Annotated in this window: 17 protein-coding genes; 8 read left to right on the top strand and 9 right to left on the bottom strand. The window is 42.5% G+C overall.

Annotation, left to right across the window (positions count from 1 at the left end; all coding sequences use genetic code 11):
- Positions 1 to 3: 3 nt before the first annotated feature.
- The gene (locus BWD47_RS14335) at positions 4 to 462 is read left to right on the top strand and encodes a cyclic nucleotide-binding domain-containing protein (RefSeq protein WP_036974168.1); all 459 of its coding nucleotides are present in this window, start codon (positions 4 to 6) and stop codon (positions 460 to 462) included.
- On the opposite strand, the gene BWD47_RS14340 is transcribed toward BWD47_RS14335, so the two are convergent.
- From BWD47_RS14340 to BWD47_RS14350, 3 genes are all read right to left on the bottom strand, one after another.
- Entirely contained in the window at positions 451 to 1260 is an 810-nt protein-coding gene (locus BWD47_RS14340) for an arylamine N-acetyltransferase (RefSeq protein WP_075594180.1), read from the bottom strand. The genes BWD47_RS14335 and BWD47_RS14340 overlap by 12 nt on opposite strands.
- A 67-nt stretch (positions 1261 to 1327) precedes the next feature.
- On the bottom strand, positions 1328 to 1990 hold the full coding sequence (locus BWD47_RS14345; protein ID WP_036974172.1) for a hypothetical protein: 663 nt from the start codon (positions 1988 to 1990) through the stop codon (positions 1328 to 1330).
- 57 nt (positions 1991 to 2047) lie between these two features.
- Positions 2048 to 2335: a hypothetical protein gene (locus BWD47_RS14350; protein ID WP_065978927.1), complete on the bottom strand. Its 288-nt coding sequence runs from the start codon at positions 2333 to 2335 to the stop codon at positions 2048 to 2050.
- Between the two features lie 236 nt (positions 2336 to 2571).
- Here BWD47_RS14350 and BWD47_RS14355 point away from each other — a divergent pair, with 236 nt between their 5' ends.
- From BWD47_RS14355 to BWD47_RS14375, 6 genes are all read left to right on the top strand, one after another.
- A complete protein-coding gene (locus BWD47_RS14355) occupies positions 2572 to 2952 on the top strand; it encodes an RNA-binding S4 domain-containing protein (protein WP_036974175.1) in 381 nt (126 codons plus the stop codon).
- A gap of 63 nt (positions 2953 to 3015) precedes the next feature.
- Positions 3016 to 3435: a hypothetical protein gene (locus tag BWD47_RS14360; protein WP_036974178.1), complete on the top strand. Its 420-nt coding sequence runs from the start codon at positions 3016 to 3018 to the stop codon at positions 3433 to 3435.
- 208 nt (positions 3436 to 3643) lie between these two features.
- Positions 3644 to 6394 carry an aconitate hydratase AcnA gene (acnA, locus tag BWD47_RS14365; RefSeq protein ID WP_075594181.1) on the top strand — a complete coding sequence of 917 codons (2751 nt, stop codon included), beginning with the start codon at positions 3644 to 3646 and terminating at the stop codon, positions 6392 to 6394.
- A 188-nt stretch (positions 6395 to 6582) separates the two neighbouring features.
- Positions 6583 to 6876 (top strand): hypothetical protein, encoded by a 294-nt coding sequence (locus BWD47_RS20265; protein ID WP_083633672.1) that lies wholly within the window; start codon positions 6583 to 6585, stop codon positions 6874 to 6876.
- A 27-nt stretch (positions 6877 to 6903) separates the two neighbouring features.
- Entirely contained in the window at positions 6904 to 7470 is a 567-nt protein-coding gene (locus BWD47_RS20270; RefSeq protein WP_083633673.1) for a DUF4097 family beta strand repeat-containing protein, read from the top strand.
- A gap of 84 nt (positions 7471 to 7554) precedes the next feature.
- Positions 7555 to 7800, top strand: a complete 246-nt coding sequence (locus BWD47_RS14375; protein ID WP_036974184.1) for a hypothetical protein — start codon at positions 7555 to 7557, stop codon at positions 7798 to 7800.
- Here the strand turns inward: BWD47_RS14375 and BWD47_RS14380 are convergent.
- The 5 genes from BWD47_RS14380 to BWD47_RS14400 form a co-directional block, all read right to left on the bottom strand.
- Positions 7797 to 8312: a DUF4124 domain-containing protein gene (locus BWD47_RS14380; RefSeq protein ID WP_081759806.1), complete on the bottom strand. Its 516-nt coding sequence runs from the start codon at positions 8310 to 8312 to the stop codon at positions 7797 to 7799. The genes BWD47_RS14375 and BWD47_RS14380 overlap by 4 nt on opposite strands.
- A 15-nt stretch (positions 8313 to 8327) precedes the next feature.
- A complete protein-coding gene (locus BWD47_RS14385) occupies positions 8328 to 9050 on the bottom strand; it encodes an ABC transporter substrate-binding protein (protein ID WP_081759807.1) in 723 nt (240 codons plus the stop codon).
- A gap of 100 nt (positions 9051 to 9150) precedes the next feature.
- A complete protein-coding gene (locus BWD47_RS14390; protein WP_075594182.1) occupies positions 9151 to 9891 on the bottom strand; it encodes a phosphoadenylyl-sulfate reductase in 741 nt (246 codons plus the stop codon).
- A 38-nt stretch (positions 9892 to 9929) separates the two neighbouring features.
- Complete coding sequence (cysI, locus tag BWD47_RS14395; protein ID WP_036974192.1) at positions 9930 to 11627, bottom strand: assimilatory sulfite reductase (NADPH) hemoprotein subunit; 1698 nt, start codon at positions 11625 to 11627, stop codon at positions 9930 to 9932.
- Positions 11628 to 11676: 49 nt separating this feature from the next.
- On the bottom strand, positions 11677 to 13491 hold the full coding sequence (locus tag BWD47_RS14400; RefSeq protein ID WP_036974194.1) for an assimilatory sulfite reductase (NADPH) flavoprotein subunit: 1815 nt from the start codon (positions 13489 to 13491) through the stop codon (positions 11677 to 11679).
- 340 nt (positions 13492 to 13831) lie between these two features.
- On the opposite strand from BWD47_RS14400, the gene BWD47_RS14405 reads away from it, so the two are divergent.
- Positions 13832 to 15472: an endonuclease gene (locus tag BWD47_RS14405; protein WP_075594183.1), complete on the top strand. Its 1641-nt coding sequence runs from the start codon at positions 13832 to 13834 to the stop codon at positions 15470 to 15472.
- A gap of 42 nt (positions 15473 to 15514) precedes the next feature.
- Here BWD47_RS14405 and BWD47_RS14410 read toward each other — a convergent pair whose 3' ends face one another.
- Entirely contained in the window at positions 15515 to 16102 is a 588-nt protein-coding gene (locus BWD47_RS14410; RefSeq protein WP_036974200.1) for a hypothetical protein, read from the bottom strand.
- Positions 16103 to 16112 lie beyond the last annotated feature (10 nt).

The raw sequence follows: 16112 nt of genomic DNA on the forward strand, positions 1-16112 counted from the left end.
GTAATGAAGTTAATCGAACATATTCCGCTTATTAAGCAGATGGAAATTATTAACCGATTGGCGTTCTTTCGGGAGTTTACCCTGAGTGAACGACAGGTGTTATTAGAATCTTTCAGCCATTTGTATTTAGTACAACAAGGTCGAGCTGTATTTAAACAGTTTGATAATGACAAGCGACTCTATATTGTTTTGAGTGGTTCATTAATCATCTTTAAGCAAAGCCATTTGCTTGAGCTCGGCACCATTGAACCAGGTGAGTTTATTGGTGAAGGCGCATTTATCAATAATCGCGAGCGCAGTACTAGCGCCCGCGCTAAAGTGGATACTATTTTACTGGCAATCACACCGGAAGCCCTCACCCGATTGCCAAACGTGATCCGCGAAAAAATTAAAGACCGCATCATCGAAGGCATGAGTGAGCGTATTATTAAACTGAGTAACTTCCTCGAATCACGCGGCTAATACATAGCGCTCCATTAACCATGCAGACGTTGCTTTGCCTACATTTAAAAGAAATGTGTCTGTAAGTAATGTATGTAATTGCTCACGTGATTGAATAACCTGTTGCGTATGAACTGCTGATGTTTCGTGCCAATAATGCAGTAGATTATTTCGAATAAGCCAGCGTTCACCCTTTTCAATACGTGATACAACAAGGTTGTTAACAAATGCAGCGTCTGGATGGTGATGACTATAGAAATGAGCGATTTCGCAATCACTCTCATAGAATTGAGCCAGTTCAACGCGGTATAAATGCTGAGTATTTGGTAAAACTTGCCTCACATCAATTAGCCTGTCACGTCGGCTAATTTCATATAAGTTCACACCTTCACTGACTCGTGACGACTGATCAATTGGCAATGCGATTACCGGTGTACTTACCCCAAAGCCAACATCGAGCAAATAGTGTTTACCCTCGAGTGTCAATTTTGTTAATCGGTGCGAGCGAGGGTTTTCTTCACGGCCGTTAAGCATCACCCGCGCTATGAGTATTTCAACGTCAAAACCGAGTGCGACCAACGCAAGAAAGAAGATCTTGTTATGTTCAAAGCAATAACCTCCTTCTTGTAAATTAATTAAACGTGAAAACACTTTATCGTCATCAAGGCTCAGTGATTTAGCCTGTAATGCATTGACACTGCTGAAACTATAGCGAGCTAAATGCGCCGCTTGTAAACGCTCAATCAATGCAAGATTTCTGTCTTCATTAATGTAATCAATAGCCAAAGAATTTAGATAATGTTTAATGTAGTTTTGCATGGCATGTCCTTATAAGTAATGATGACAGCCATGCTAAAACCTCAAGTTTAGTTGAGGTAAAGATTTTTTAGTCCATATAGACTATTTGCAACGAGCAATTTAACCAACTAGGCTGATTAACCCTAATAGTATATCGATAGGTATCTGTTGGCTTTTCACCAAAAGGTGTACTTACATAGGGTGTTGAATGGCTGTAGGTCTGTGAATAGTTTTTATAATAAATAACCAGATAACCGTACAGATAATCCCACTTAAGTGATACTGGGGTCCCGCCAGGAAGCACAAACTCGGCGTGCTTCTCGGTAAATGTCACCATCAGTCCATTAAACTTATCCTCATCGCAGTGTGTTGTGAAAACACGATTAGGCAGAGAAATTTCATCCTCCTCACTCGGTGCTTTTAAGTAAAAGCCAATATTGCCATGATTGTAAAAGTGATTTGCGGCGGTGGTGTATTTGATCTCAGGCTGATAACCCAGTCGCTGCATGATGCCAGCTAAGATCTCAGTCTGTTCAGTCAAAATTTTATCTTCGGATAACATCAAAGTCGCGTCGCCAAACTCTCGCGGCACACTCAGTTGCGTGTATTTATAAGGTAAACGCTGAGCACTTAAGGCTAAATCGAGCTGAGCTTGCTGCTGTGCGTCTAAGTTTTCTGTATAAACATAAACAGTTGGCTGTTGGCAACCAACTAACAATAGCAGCACACACCAAATATACATCCTGTTCATACTATTCCCTCCAATAGATTACAAATGTAGTCTATTAGAGGAAAGCTGATTAATCAACTAATTTAAATGGTGACTTAGCCATTTATCAACACTGCGTCGAGTGTAAAGAATATCTTTAAATAAGCGGTGAACCTGATACTCAAGTAACTCTTCTTTACTCTCCTCTCCATAGGCAAGCTGGCTGTGGTTATCATTAAAACGCGAAATTAATGCAAAGCCTTGTTCTGATTTATCAGGCTGCGCTTTCATTGTTTGGGTTAATAATGCACGCACATCATCTGCTGCAAGTAACGATGTATCGTCTAACCCCATTAGTTCTTTTTTCAGTACTGACCTAACGCCCATGACTACTTCTCCTGAACGAATAATAAATAAAACGACGTTGCATTTAGCAAGTAGCGCACCATATCGAGACGCGCGCAGTGTACTTATGAAATACTGCAGTTTTCTTACGACTCTGCAAAATACGTCATTATTTTTTGTGCTCATTTTTTAAGTATGTGAAGCGCTTAAAAATTTAACCTTGGTTCAATCCAGTGCTAGGCTTTATAATGGCTGCGATTAAATTATGAGAGACCAACATGAACGAAGATTTCATCGAAATTGAGCTTGAAGAAGAGCCAATAGAGTTATGTAACTTACTTAAAGTGCTCGATTTAGTTGAGACAGGTGGCCAAGCAAAGACCTTAATCGGTGAAGGTTATGTTGGAGTTAACTATGAAATTTGTACAATAAAACGGAAAAAATTATACAGTGGCGACGTACTTTCGTTTGATGGTGAGCAATTTCAATTAACCTTAAGTGAGGATGCAATACCGAACCCTCGCCCAGAAAAACAACCTGAGCAACAACGACAGAACGCCCCGCAAGAGAGCAGCGCATCAACAGCCAAAAAACGTAAGCGCACTAAAAAGCCTAAAGTAGACGAAAAAACAGGTCGTCGCCCTATTTCTTTTGGTTAGCCTTGCTTAATTAATATTTATCCCCTTTAATTGTGCTTGATAATAACAATATAAAGGTGATTTATGACTTCTCCCGCTTGGCTCAAACCACTTGCATGGGCCGCATTAGTTTGGAATCTACTCGGGGTAATTGCACTTATTATGCAGCTACTCATTACCCCAGAGATGATTGACCAATTACCACTCGATCAACAAGCCGCATACCGTGATATCCCGCTGTGGTCAACGCTTGCCTTTGCGATAGCGGTGTTTTCAGCCAGCTTAGCAAGCATTTTATTACTTGCTAAAAAAGCCCTCGCGAGAGAGTTGTTTCTTATTTCGTTTGTCGCTGTATTAGTCCAGCAGTATTACAACTTTATCGTAATCGATAGCCTCGCCCTCTTTGGTTTTAGTGCTTTGGCAATGCCATTTTGCGTGATTGTAATTGGCTTATTATTGTTGCTTGTTAGCCATCACGCAAAACAGCAGCATTGGCTAACTTAACGTCAGTCTATGTTATGAGCTGCTGTCTAATTACTGCTCTTTTATTGCTCTCTCCCCTTGAAATAAGTTGCATCGGCATCAACTATAATTAGATAGCATATTTTTTCATCAGCACGGTGAATTTTAATAGCTGGTATTAAGTTTGCAGATATCTCGTAAAGGAAACATAAAAAGCGAGCATTGCTTGCGTAAACCACAGGGGCAAATAATGAATAACAGTTTTGATACCCAAAAACAGCTTACGATCAATGGTGAGCAATATCATATCCACTCTTTACAAGGTCTTGGTGACAAAGCCAAACGCCTGCCTTTTTCATTAAAAATATTGTTAGAAAATCTATTACGCAACGAAGATGGCGTAAACATTAAAAAGCAAGATATAGACGCACTTCTAAACTGGGATCCACAAGCAAAACCCTCCGCCGAAGTTGCCTTTACGCCTGCGCGCGTGGTGATGCAAGACTTTACAGGTGTCCCTGCGATTGTTGATTTAGCCGCAATGCGCGACGCCATGGAAAAACTTGGCGGAGACCCCGCTAAAATTAATCCACTGTCACCTGCGGAACTCGTAATAGACCACTCTGTACAAGTTGATGGTTATGGCGAAGATGGCTCGTTCGACTTAAACGCCAAGCTCGAATATGAACGAAATAAAGAACGTTACGAATTTTTACGTTGGGGACAAACAGCCTTTGATAACCTTAAAGTGGTGCCACCCGCAACCGGTATCGTACACCAAGTTAATTTAGAGTATTTGGCACGTGTGGTGTTTAACGATCAAAAAAATGGTCAATCCCTCGCTTATCCAGATACCCTAGTCGGCACAGATTCGCATACCACAATGATTAACGGCTTAGGCGTACTTGGTTGGGGTGTCGGTGGCATAGAAGCCGAAGCGGCCATGCTTGGTCAGCCCATTAGCTTGCTAATTCCACAAGTGGTTGGTTTTAAGCTCAATGGTCGCTTGCCCGAAGGCACAACCGCCACAGATTTAGTGCTCACAGTAACCGAAATACTGCGTAAACATGGTGTCGTGGGTAAATTTGTTGAGTTTTATGGGGATGGCCTTGCTGACTTACCACTTGCAGACCGCGCTACCATCGCAAACATGGCACCTGAGTATGGTGCAACATGTGGTATTTTCCCGATTGATGATGAAACGATTAATTACCTGCGTTTAACAAATCGCGATGAAAAACAACTGAAGCTAATCGAAGACTACGCCAAACACCAAGGACTGTGGCGAAACCCAGGCGACGAAGCACATTACACCGACACATTAGAGCTGTCTTTAGATGATGTAGTGCCTAGCCTTGCTGGTCCCAAACGTCCGCAAGACCGTATTGCCCTTGATAAAGCAGGCGAGGTGATTGGGGAACACTTAAAAGCTTTCCAAAATGAGCGCATGCAACAGCGTGATAAAAGTGATACTCAAGAAGCACGTATCGAAGATGAAGGTCCGACAACAAATCCGGATGATCCTGTTAACGAAGCGCAATATATGGGCGCAGCCAAAGTTAACTTCAAAGGTGAAGAGTTTGAGTTAAAAGACGGTGCGTGTGTCATTGCTGCAATAACAAGCTGTACAAACACGTCAAATCCGAGCGTTATTCTGGCGGCGGGTTTAGTTGCTAAAAAAGCCAAACAGCTAGGGTTGAAAGTAAAACCGTGGGTTAAAACATCACTCGCGCCAGGCTCTCAAGTGGTCACTGATTACTTGAAAAAAGCGAATTTAATGGATGATTTAGACGCGCTTGGGTTTAACCTTGTGGGCTATGGCTGTACCACGTGCATTGGTAATTCAGGCCCGCTCGCTGATGAAATAAGTGAAGCAATTCAGAAGCACAAACTTGTTGTAAGCTCTATTTTATCGGGCAATCGAAACTTTGAAGGCCGTATCCACCAAGATGTAAAAATGAACTTTTTAGCATCACCTCCGCTTGTTGTGGCCTACGCTATCGCGGGACGCACCGACATTGATGTATACAATGAACCCTTGGCACAAGACCCCAATGGTAACGACATTTATCTAAAGAACATTTGGCCAAGTGTGAGTGAGGTGAGTGAGTTAGTGCGTGATACCGTCACCAAAGAGATGTTTGCATCGAGCTACGGTAATGTTTATCAAGGTGATGATCGCTGGCAAAAAATCCAAATCCCTGAAGGTAAGCTTTATGACTGGGATGACGCATCAACCTACATTAAAAAAGCGCCATTCTTTGATGGCATGGAAATAGAACCGCCCGGTATCCCCACGATCAGTGGAGCACGTTGTTTAGCAAAACTTGGAGACTCAGTCACCACCGACCATATATCACCTGCGGGGGCGATTAAAGCCGATGCTCCTGCTGGCTTGTACTTACAAGAAAATGGTGTAGAAAAAGCACAATTTAACTCGTATGGCTCTCGTCGAGGTAATCATGAAGTCATGATGCGCGGCACCTTCGCCAATGTACGATTAAGAAACTTACTTGCTGCTGGCACTGAAGGGGGTGTCACACGCATACAACCAACAGATGAACTTGCCAGCATTTTTGATGCGGCCATGCAGTATCAACAAGACGGTACCCCATTGATTATTTTGGCTGGTGCTGAGTATGGGACCGGTTCATCACGTGACTGGGCAGCAAAAGGCTCTTTATTACTGGGTGTAAAAGCAGTCATAGCGCAAAGCTATGAGCGTATTCACCGCTCTAACCTGATTGGTATGGGCGTATTACCGCTTCAATTTAAAGAGGGTGAAAGTTATGAATCGCTTGGTTTGACTGGTCAAGAATCCTTTGATTTTGAAGGCTTATACGACAAAACCAATGAAGTCAGCGTTATTGCAACTAACAGCGAAGGTAAGCAAGTTAGCTTTAGTGTTGATGTGCGAATTGATACACCCAAAGAGTGGGATTACTACAAACACGGCGGCATTTTACAGTATGTACTTCGTAATATGCTGGCTGAGCAGTAATCACTTTTAAGTTAACTAAGGGGCTGAGATTTCAGCCCCTTTTTTTGTTTAAAACACCAATAAATTGCAGTTTAGACCAGCACACTTAGTTACAAAAAATGAAAAGCACATAAAAATCAGCATGTTAAAATTGGATCATAATTTGCGAATGCTAACCAGATAAAAATCACAATAATTTTGGAATCCATATGACTATTGCATCATTCAAACGCGCGATGTGCGCAACTGCCATCTCATCGAGCTTATTAATAACAGGCTGTGTTATTCATGTATCTGCGGATCAGTTTGCTGAACAAAAACAACAAGACTTACGCGTTTCGGCTGCAAATGTAAGCCAGTTAAAAATCGATGCCGAAGCCGGCTCACTGATCATCAAAGGCGACAGCAATGCCACAGCTATCACAGTGAATGCCAATATCTATGCGGCTAAAGGCGATGAAACCTATACGCTAACACTTGAAAAACACGGCGACACAGCATAGCTTATCAGTAAGCTCAATAATGGTAGCGTGTCGTTTTACAGTGGCTCATCACCTCATATCGATTTAATCGTATCTGTGCCAGCACAGCTTAAACTTGATATTGATGATGATTCAGGTGATATCGTCATACGTGCTATGCAAAGCGATATCAGTATTGATGATGACTCAGGATCCATTGTGATTGAAGGAGGTCGCAATATTCGTCTTGATGATGACTCTGGCGACATTCACATTAGTAATGTAAGCGGCAATATCAACATAGAAGACGATTCTGGCTCAATTATAATAGACCAAGGCCAAGGCCGTATTGATATTGAAGATGACTCTGGAGATATTCGCATCGAGAATAGCCAAGGCCCAGCACGTATCATTGATGAATCAGGTAGTATTAGCGTTAAAACATTAGGTGGTGCGCTCACTATCGAAGACGGCTCTGGTGATATAGATGTAAGACACATAAAAGGGCTCGTTACCATCACCGATGGCTCTGGCAGTATTTATGTCAATGATACCCTTGGACTCACTATTATTGAGGCTGGTTCTGGCGACTTAAGTATTGACAATATTAACGGCCCAGTAAAGCTTAATAAGTAACCAATCATTACTTGATTTAAAACAAACCGTCTAAGTCAGATAGCACCTACACTTTAATTACGCCTTTAAATGTTGGTGCTTAAAATGACAGAAAAAAATATTATAAGAACCCTTAAGGTATTTATTATATTAGGTATTTGCTTAATTATTTTAGGCCACTCGCTGTTAGCAAGTAACTATTTAGATGAAAGCCTAGGTGTACACGGCATTATGATCAGTGCGGCTTGTATCGCGGTAGGCGTGTTATTTTCATTACCGACAAAGATTTATTTAACCATTCTTTTAATGAAGCTTGAAAGCGAATTAACCACAAAAAACACGCACGTTTAGTGTTCTAATTGCTTATTACGTTGCTCAATTTGCAGCTTTATTTGCTCAGCATCTTGTATGAGTTGTTGTATTTTTTTAGGGTCGTATAAATTCGAATCTGCAGCTGATTTAACCTGTGTCTCAGTTAACTTGCTTTCGGGGTCTGCTTGAAAACTCTCTGCGGGTAACACCGTGATTTCTCGCGAGTCTAACGTCACCAACGTACTCGCATATTGTGGGTGAGGTGTATCTGCAAAATGCCACTGTCCCTGCTCATCTTGCCATTTATAAACCACAACAGCTGCATGACCATTATCAGGCTCGCTAAATTGCTTTAAAAGCTGCTCGGCTTTAACACCCCACGACTCAACATTTTGTGACGCGCTTTGAGTGACATCATGACTTACTTGTTGTGAATAACGTTGCAACATGCTGAGCGATAAGTAAGGCTGACCATCGGGCTTTTTTATATAAAATAGCAGCACAATACTGGTCAGTAATAGCATTACTGCAAGATAGCAAAATCGCTTCATGATCCAATTTATCCGTTATTGGTAGTTATTCATTATCTTAGCAAACTCTCCTGATGATTTGAGATTTTTCAGAAAGTCATTAAATTGTTTGCTGGTCTCTTTACCACGTTCATCAAACGCAAACTGTAACTGTAATGGCGCTTTGCCTACAGAGTAATCACTCACAGTGAACTTTTTAAAATCATTATTGCGAGCAACATACCACGTTAAGGCATCCCGAGAAATCACTGCGACGCGTTGGTTATGCTCCCAATCCATTAAGGCAAGTAGCATTTCAAATTCTGAGTAAAAATTCTCTCTGTGCATATCACCCGATTGAAATAAGTGTTCAAACTGGGGATAGGTGTAGCCATAACGCGCCATAAGCACATACCCGGCAAGCTGTTCAATCATAGGAATATGGCAGCCACTTGGCATGACCAATACATCTTCTACCACCGCGAGCGCATCACTCCAATAGTATTGATTCTGTCCAACATACCACTCTACAGACTCGATTCGACCATCAAGTAACCCTTCATCAAGCATTTTTTGTGAACGTTTCTCTGGCACATAAAAGTAATCAATACTCACTCCATATTGTTTTGCAAAACGGTTCAGTAAATCGCTCACAATCCCCTCTTCTTTACCGGCCATAAAATGATAAGGAGGATAATCGCTATCAGGCAATCCTATACGAAGCGTATCGGCTAAACACAATGGACTAAACAACAAGAATAATATAACTAAACGGCTCATGATTTTCTCTCACTCGATTGAGCCATGGACTATACATTTTTGGTATAAAAAAAGCGCAACCGATGTCGCGCTTTATGAATTTTCTGATAGGAAATTAGGACTAAATACCGTCACCATCAATGTGTAAACCACACTCACGGTTTAACCCAAAGAAACGAGTCTCTTCTTCAGTCATACCGGGTTCGAGTTTACGTGTTGTATGCACATCACCCATTGACACATAGCCTTGCTCCCAAAGCGGATGGTACGGCAAATCATGTTTCGTTAGGTACTGATAGATATCGTGATTATTCCACTCTATCAGTGGATATACTTTCACTGTACCACGGCTAATTTCAACTATTTGTTTATCAGCACGCGACGATGATTGGTCTCGACGAAGGCCACTGAACCATGTACCCGCATTAAGCTCATTCAATGCGCGGGTCATTGGCTCAACTTTATTAAGCTGATTGTACTGCTTAATACCCGCCTCTCCTTGCTCCCAAAGCTTACCAAACTTCGCTTCCTGCCACGCAGGGCTGAGCTCAGACTTGTACACTTTAAGATTCAGCGATAACCGTTCTGTCATGTGTTCAATAAACTGATATGTCTCTGGGAACAAATAACCAGTATCAGTCAGTACCACAGGAATATCTGGCTGCTGCGATGTCACAAGGTGTAGCATCACAGCGGCTTGTATACCAAAGCTAGACGATAAAAAGTGTGTACTTGGTAAGTTTTCAAGTGCCCACGCAACACGCTCCTCAGCGCTTTTTTCAGCAAGAAGACCGTTAATATCAGCCAGCATGGCTGTTTGGTCTTCTTTGCTCATCGTTAAGATGTTTTTAAATTCACTCATGGTTAATTCCAAACCTTAAAGCGGTATCGCTTTTAAAATTATGCGTGAAAATCGGTTACTGAAACTTTGACTTCAGCAACAATGCCTTTGCGAATAACAAAATCACCAAAACATTCACCGTCATTACGCTCACTCGCCCATTGGCCTATGAGCTTATCGAATGCATCTAGGTAGACATCTTCGCCAACATTTTCTAAATACAATTTAGGAATACGCGTGCCTTCACGGTTACCACCTAAGTACACGTTGTATTTACCCGGGCCTTTACCAACAAGCCCTGCTTCTGCCAACATCGCGCGGCCACAGCCATTCGGGCAACCCACAACACGCATAATAATGTTGTCATCACCCATACCGTGTTTCGCTAAGAGCGCTTCTGTTTTCTCAATTAAGCTTGGTAAGTAACGCTCAGCTTCTGCCATCGCTAACGGACACGTTGGTAATGCCACACACGCCATTGAGTTTTTACGTTGCTCAGTATGGCTGTCATCAATTAAACCATGATTACGAGCAATCTCTTCGATAACGGCTTTTTGATCAGCGGGTACGCCAGCAATGATCAGGTTTTGGTTTGCCGTCATACGGAAATCACCTTGGTGAATTTCAGCAATTTTACGGCATCCCGTTTTGAGTGGTTTATCTGGGTAATCTAAAATACGGCCACTTTGAATAAACAGCGTTAAATGGTGCTTACCATCAATGCCTTCTACCCAGCCAATACGGTCACCACGATGCGTAAACTCGTACGGACGACTATCTTCGAATTTAACACCAGCACGCTTTTCAACTTCCGCTTTAAATACATCCGAACCTACACGGTCTAATGTGTATTTGGTTTTTGCATTTTTACGGTTTGAACGGTTACCCCAATCACGTTGAACAGACACCACGTGCTCAGCAATTTTCAATGTGTGTTCAAGTGGAATAAAACCAAAGTCATCTGCTTTACGTGGATACGTAGCTGTATCACCGTGAGTCATCGCAAGACCACCCCCCACTAACACGTTAAAGCCAACTAATTTGCCGTTTTCTGCAATTGCCACAAAGTTTAAATCATTGGCGTGTACATCCACTTCGTTATTCGGTGGAATCGTTACCGTCGTTTTAAACTTACGTGGTAAGTACGTTGAGCCTAAAATGGGCTCTTCGGTGGTTTCGCTCTTTTCGCCATCTAACCAAATCTCAGCATAAGCCTTGGTTTTTGGTAATAAATGCTCAGAAATCTTCGCGGCCCACTCGTACGCTTCTTGATGAAGCTCTGACTCAACTGGGTTCGTCGTACACAGTACATTTCGGTTCACATCGCCCGCGGTCGCAATTGAGTCAATCCCCACGCTATCAAGCATTTGGTGCATGCCTTTAATATTGGGCTTAAGCACGCCATGGAACTGGAACGTTTGACGCGTGGTTAAACGAATACTGCCGTAGCTGGTTTTCTCGTCGGCGAATTTATCAATCGCTAACCATTGTTCAGGCTTGATGATACCGCCTGGCATACGCGCACGTAACATAACATTATGTAACGGCTCTAGCTTTTGTTTAGCACGTTCAGCGCGAATATCGCGGTCATCCTGCTGATACATACCGTGGAAACGGATCAACTGGAAGTTATCAGCGGTAAAACCACCGGTGATCTCGTCTTTTAAATCTTGTGCAATGGTGCCACGTAAAAAGTTACTTTCTCTTTTCAAACGCTCGTTATCAGAAAGCTTTACGTTTTTGTCTTGTTCGCTCATGGTATTTCCTAAATTTGTTACGGTGACGGCTGTTAGCTTTTAAACGTGTTTAATACACGTCTTTCTGATAGCGATTGGCGCTACGTAAATCTTTTAAGTATTGCTCAGCTTGCTCATCATCTTTGCCGCTGTTTTCTTTGATGATGTCAACCAGTGCGTGGTGCACATCTTTCGCCATACGATTAGCATCACCACAAATATAGATGTGTGCTCCGGCTTCTAACCACGCAAACACCTCTTTGCTGTTTTTACGTAGTTTGTCTTGAACATAAACTTTTTCCGCTTGGTCACGGCTAAATGCCACATCCACTTTAGTGAGTAAGCCTGACTTTAAGTAGCCTTGAATTTCTACTTGATACAAGAAGTCTTGCGTAAAGTGTGGGTTACCAAAGAATAGCCAGTTTTTACCACTTGCTTCACGGGCGTCTCGTTCTTGTAAAAACGCACGGAATGGCGCAATACCGGTACCCGGTCCCACCATAATAATGGGCGTTTCGTCGCTTACTGGTAAGCGGAAGTTGTCGTTATGCTCACTGAATACTTTTACCTTACAGCCTTCTTCAGCTCGACGCGCTAAATAACCAGAACAGCCCCCTAAGTGCTCGCTGCCAAATGCGTCAAACTCAACCAGACCAACCGTTAAGTGCACTTCTTCTTCAACTTCGGCTTGGCTCGATGCAATCGAATATAAACGCGCTTGTAGTTTGCGTAAGCAATCTACTAACGTTTGTGCGTCAAGCTTTGCTGGGTTTTGACGAATAATATCGAAGATTTGGCGAGGCTCAATGTACTCACGCATAGCCGCTTTATCTTCAACAAGCTTTAATAATTCAGGGTTACCCGTTGCTGTTGCGTATTTTTCAACAAAGCCTGGGTAAGACTGCGTTAATTCTAACTTTTCAATCAGTGCATCACGTACGCTTAGCGTTTCGTCGCCTAGTTTAACCGTGCTCGATGCATCGATTTGTGTAAGCGCAAGTACTTCATCAACAAGCGCTTCGTCATTTAAGAAGTACACACCCAACGAATCACCCGGTGTATAGGTAATATCAGAACCTTCTAGAGAAATCTCAACATGACGTACATCTTTCGTTGAATCACGGCCTGTGATCTTTTGTACCACACTAAGCTCAGCGGCAAACGGGTTTTGTTTGGTGTATTGACTTGCTGCTGGTGCTGCTGCACCAAATGGCATTGCCACCACTTGACCACCGCTTGTTTGTTGCTGTGCTTTTAGGTCGGGTTCAAATGCATCAAGCGCACCGTCTATCCATTTTGCAGCTTCGTCATCGTAATCAACGTCTAAGTCTGCGCGTTGGAAAATAGTTTCTGCACCTAGTTTATTGAAGCGCTCTTCAAAATCTTTTGCTGTTTGGCAGAAGAATTCGTAGCTTGAATCACCTAAACCAATTACTGCTACCTTTACACCATCTAATTTAGGTGCTTTTTTGGTGGTTAAGAATTCATGTAAGCTTTCTGCATCTTCAGGTGGCTCACCTTCACCGTATGTTGATACCACAACAGTGATAAATTTTTCTTTTTTCAGGGCTGTAGGCTTGTAGTCTGCCATATTGACTAGTTTTACTGCTAATCCACGTGATTCAGCTTGCTCTTTTAATTTGCTTGCAACACCTTTGGCGTTGCCTGTTTGTGAGCCGTATAAAATAGTGAGTGGTGCAGCATCGCCTGCAGCAGGAGCCGCAGCAACGCCCCCTGTTAATGCACCCGCATTAGCACTTGCAGCTAAGTAACCACTTACCCACGCTTGCTGAATTGGATTAAGTTCAGCCACTAAGCCTTGCAGCTTTTGTACTTGCTCTTGCGATAGCGGGCTCGCCGCTGCATTTAGTTGACTCAACAACATGAATTTATTCCTCGTAACCCTGAAAGTTAACTGCGAAACCCCTTGCTACTGGCATTTCACTAATAATTTTTTCGACTTTAAAAGAGCTCAAACGATGCTTTTTAAAAGTTTATCTGAGCGTGAAGAATAACGAGGTCTCGCACGATTAAAAAAGAATAGAATCTGCTTTGATATTCCATTTAGTTATTAATTTTCATATTTACTATAAAAAACAGATTAAATGCTTACTTAGTCGAATAAATATTTTACCAATTAACATTATTGCAACATACCGTGTTTAGCCTATACTCGCTGTGTTCATTTTAAGAACAGACAATATAACAATGAAAAGGAAACAATAATGTCACACGGGACATGTAATAAAATAATGCTAGCCAGCAGTTTGCTGTGTTTAGCAAGTTCAGCAATGGCGAATATCAACAATGCTGATTTCGAAACTTGGTCAGCAGGTGCCCCCTCAGGTTGGAGCACAATTGACAGTGGTATAAATCTCAGCAGCAACAGTAATGTGGTTTACTCGGGTAACTACTCAGCTCGCGTTACAGTGAATACAGGTACGCAAAGTAATACTGATTTATTACAAATGGTTGATGTCGTTGCGGGTGAAAGCTATGAGTTTTCGGCGTGGGTTTATCATACCGAAGGGGGGGTGAAGGCACGCCTTGTCGTTGATGGCTACCAAGGTTATTCAAACTCAGCATTAACAAATCAATGGCAACAGATCAGCTATCAATATACCGCATCAGTAACAACCTCTATCGATGTAGGATTACGTTTTTACGACGTAACGGGCTTTGATGGCAGCGAAGTTGTTTATGTCGATAACTTTGCGCCAAACATTGGCACACCGCCTCCACCTGCGGGGGGCTGTACAGATAACCAAGTCGCTCTTACCCTCACCACCGACAACTATGGTGCAGAGACCAGTTGGCAAATTACCAATGCTCAAGGCAGCACAGTAGCATCAGGCGGCAGCTACGCTGCTAATACGAACTATAACGAGCAAGCCTGTTTAGTTGATGGTGACTACACATTCACTATTTTTGATAGTTACGGTGATGGCATGTGCTGTTCATTCGGTAATGGCAGCTACAGTCTTTCTTTAGGTCAAACTGTGCTTGCCAGTGGCGCAAGCTTCCAAAGCTCAGAGGCTACACCGTTTAGTTTAGGTGATAACACTGGCGGCGGGAATAGCGGCGGTACCACACCAACAGAACCGACAGGATATTATGTAACGACTCAAGGCCTTACAGGCTATGCTTTAAAAACGGAACTGTACAACATAATTAAGGATCATAACTCACAAGGTTATTCGGCTATTTGGGGATTTTACGACCTCGCATCGCGTGATAAATACTTTGAGAATGATAACTCAATTTTAGACCGTTATTCAGAGAATCCAGCAGGCCAAGACAGCTATAACTATGTTGCTGTTAGCGACCAGTGCGGTACCTACAACAGTGAAGCTGATTGCTATAACCGCGAGCATTCGTTCCCAAAAAGCTGGTTTGGTGGCACTGTTGAGCCCATGAATTCAGATGTACATCATATCTTTGCCACTGATGGCTATGTAAATTCAAAACGCAGTAACTACCCTTTCGGCGAAGTCGCCAGTGCAAGCTACACCTCTAGTAATGGAAGCAAATTAGGCAGTGCCGCTAGCTCATTAAATTACTCAGGTACGGTATTCGAACCGATTGATGAGTTTAAAGGTGATTTTGCACGGGCTTATTTTTACATGGCAACACGCTATGAAAATGTGATTGCTAACTGGCAAAACAACACAACGTATAGCAATGCTGTGCTTAATGGCTCATCAAGTCAGGTGTTCGAGAACTGGGTCATTGCGATGCTATTAAAATGGCATAACGACGACCCTGTTAGTCAGCTTGAACTTGATAGAAACCAAGCCGCATTTGAATTCCAAGGAAATCGTAACCCATTTGTTGATCACCCTGAATTTGCAGAAATGATTTGGTAACTTCGTTAAGGCAAGACACTTAACGTCAGTTAAGTGTCTTTTTTAATCAAGTAAAACCACTTTATTTGCCGCAATTAACCCGTCTACATAGCGCTTTTCTAAATGCCACGGATGACGCTTCCATCCTCGAAAAGCGAATCCAGCAATATGTATTTTATCAAACTGCGATAAATAAAAAGCGATAGCTAGAGTGCCAGAGCTTGGGCAATAAGGTCGATGTATTACAGGTCCTAAAGTAAGCAAGTGAGCGAGTAATGATTGTCGAAACTGAGCGCTTAAACGTTCACATTTACAGTGCAGACCATACATCTTAAATAACTGATTAGCGTAGTCTATCTTGCCTTTTCGATGAATTAATTTAAAAAAGCAGTGCAACAACGGATGAGGGTTAGGATCAGTGATCATAACCTGTGAAAGCCCTTCGAGTGGTATTGTAAGCGGTCTCTCTAGTAAGCCATGCGCCTGATAGCCTCGCCCAACTAGCCATAGATCGGTACAACGCTTACCTAAATGGGCTGGCATGTCTGCACAACGATTAAACCTAACCACGCGTGGGCAGCGATTAACGCTCGCTGCGATATGCGCACCCACAGGGCCATTACCTAAAATAATAATGTTTGGTTGTTGCATGACCCAAGGC

Origin of the sequence: Pseudoalteromonas sp. PAB 2.2 (genome assembly GCF_001938575.1) — a bacterium.
Classification (GTDB): Bacteria; Pseudomonadota; Gammaproteobacteria; order Enterobacterales; family Alteromonadaceae; genus Pseudoalteromonas; species Pseudoalteromonas lipolytica.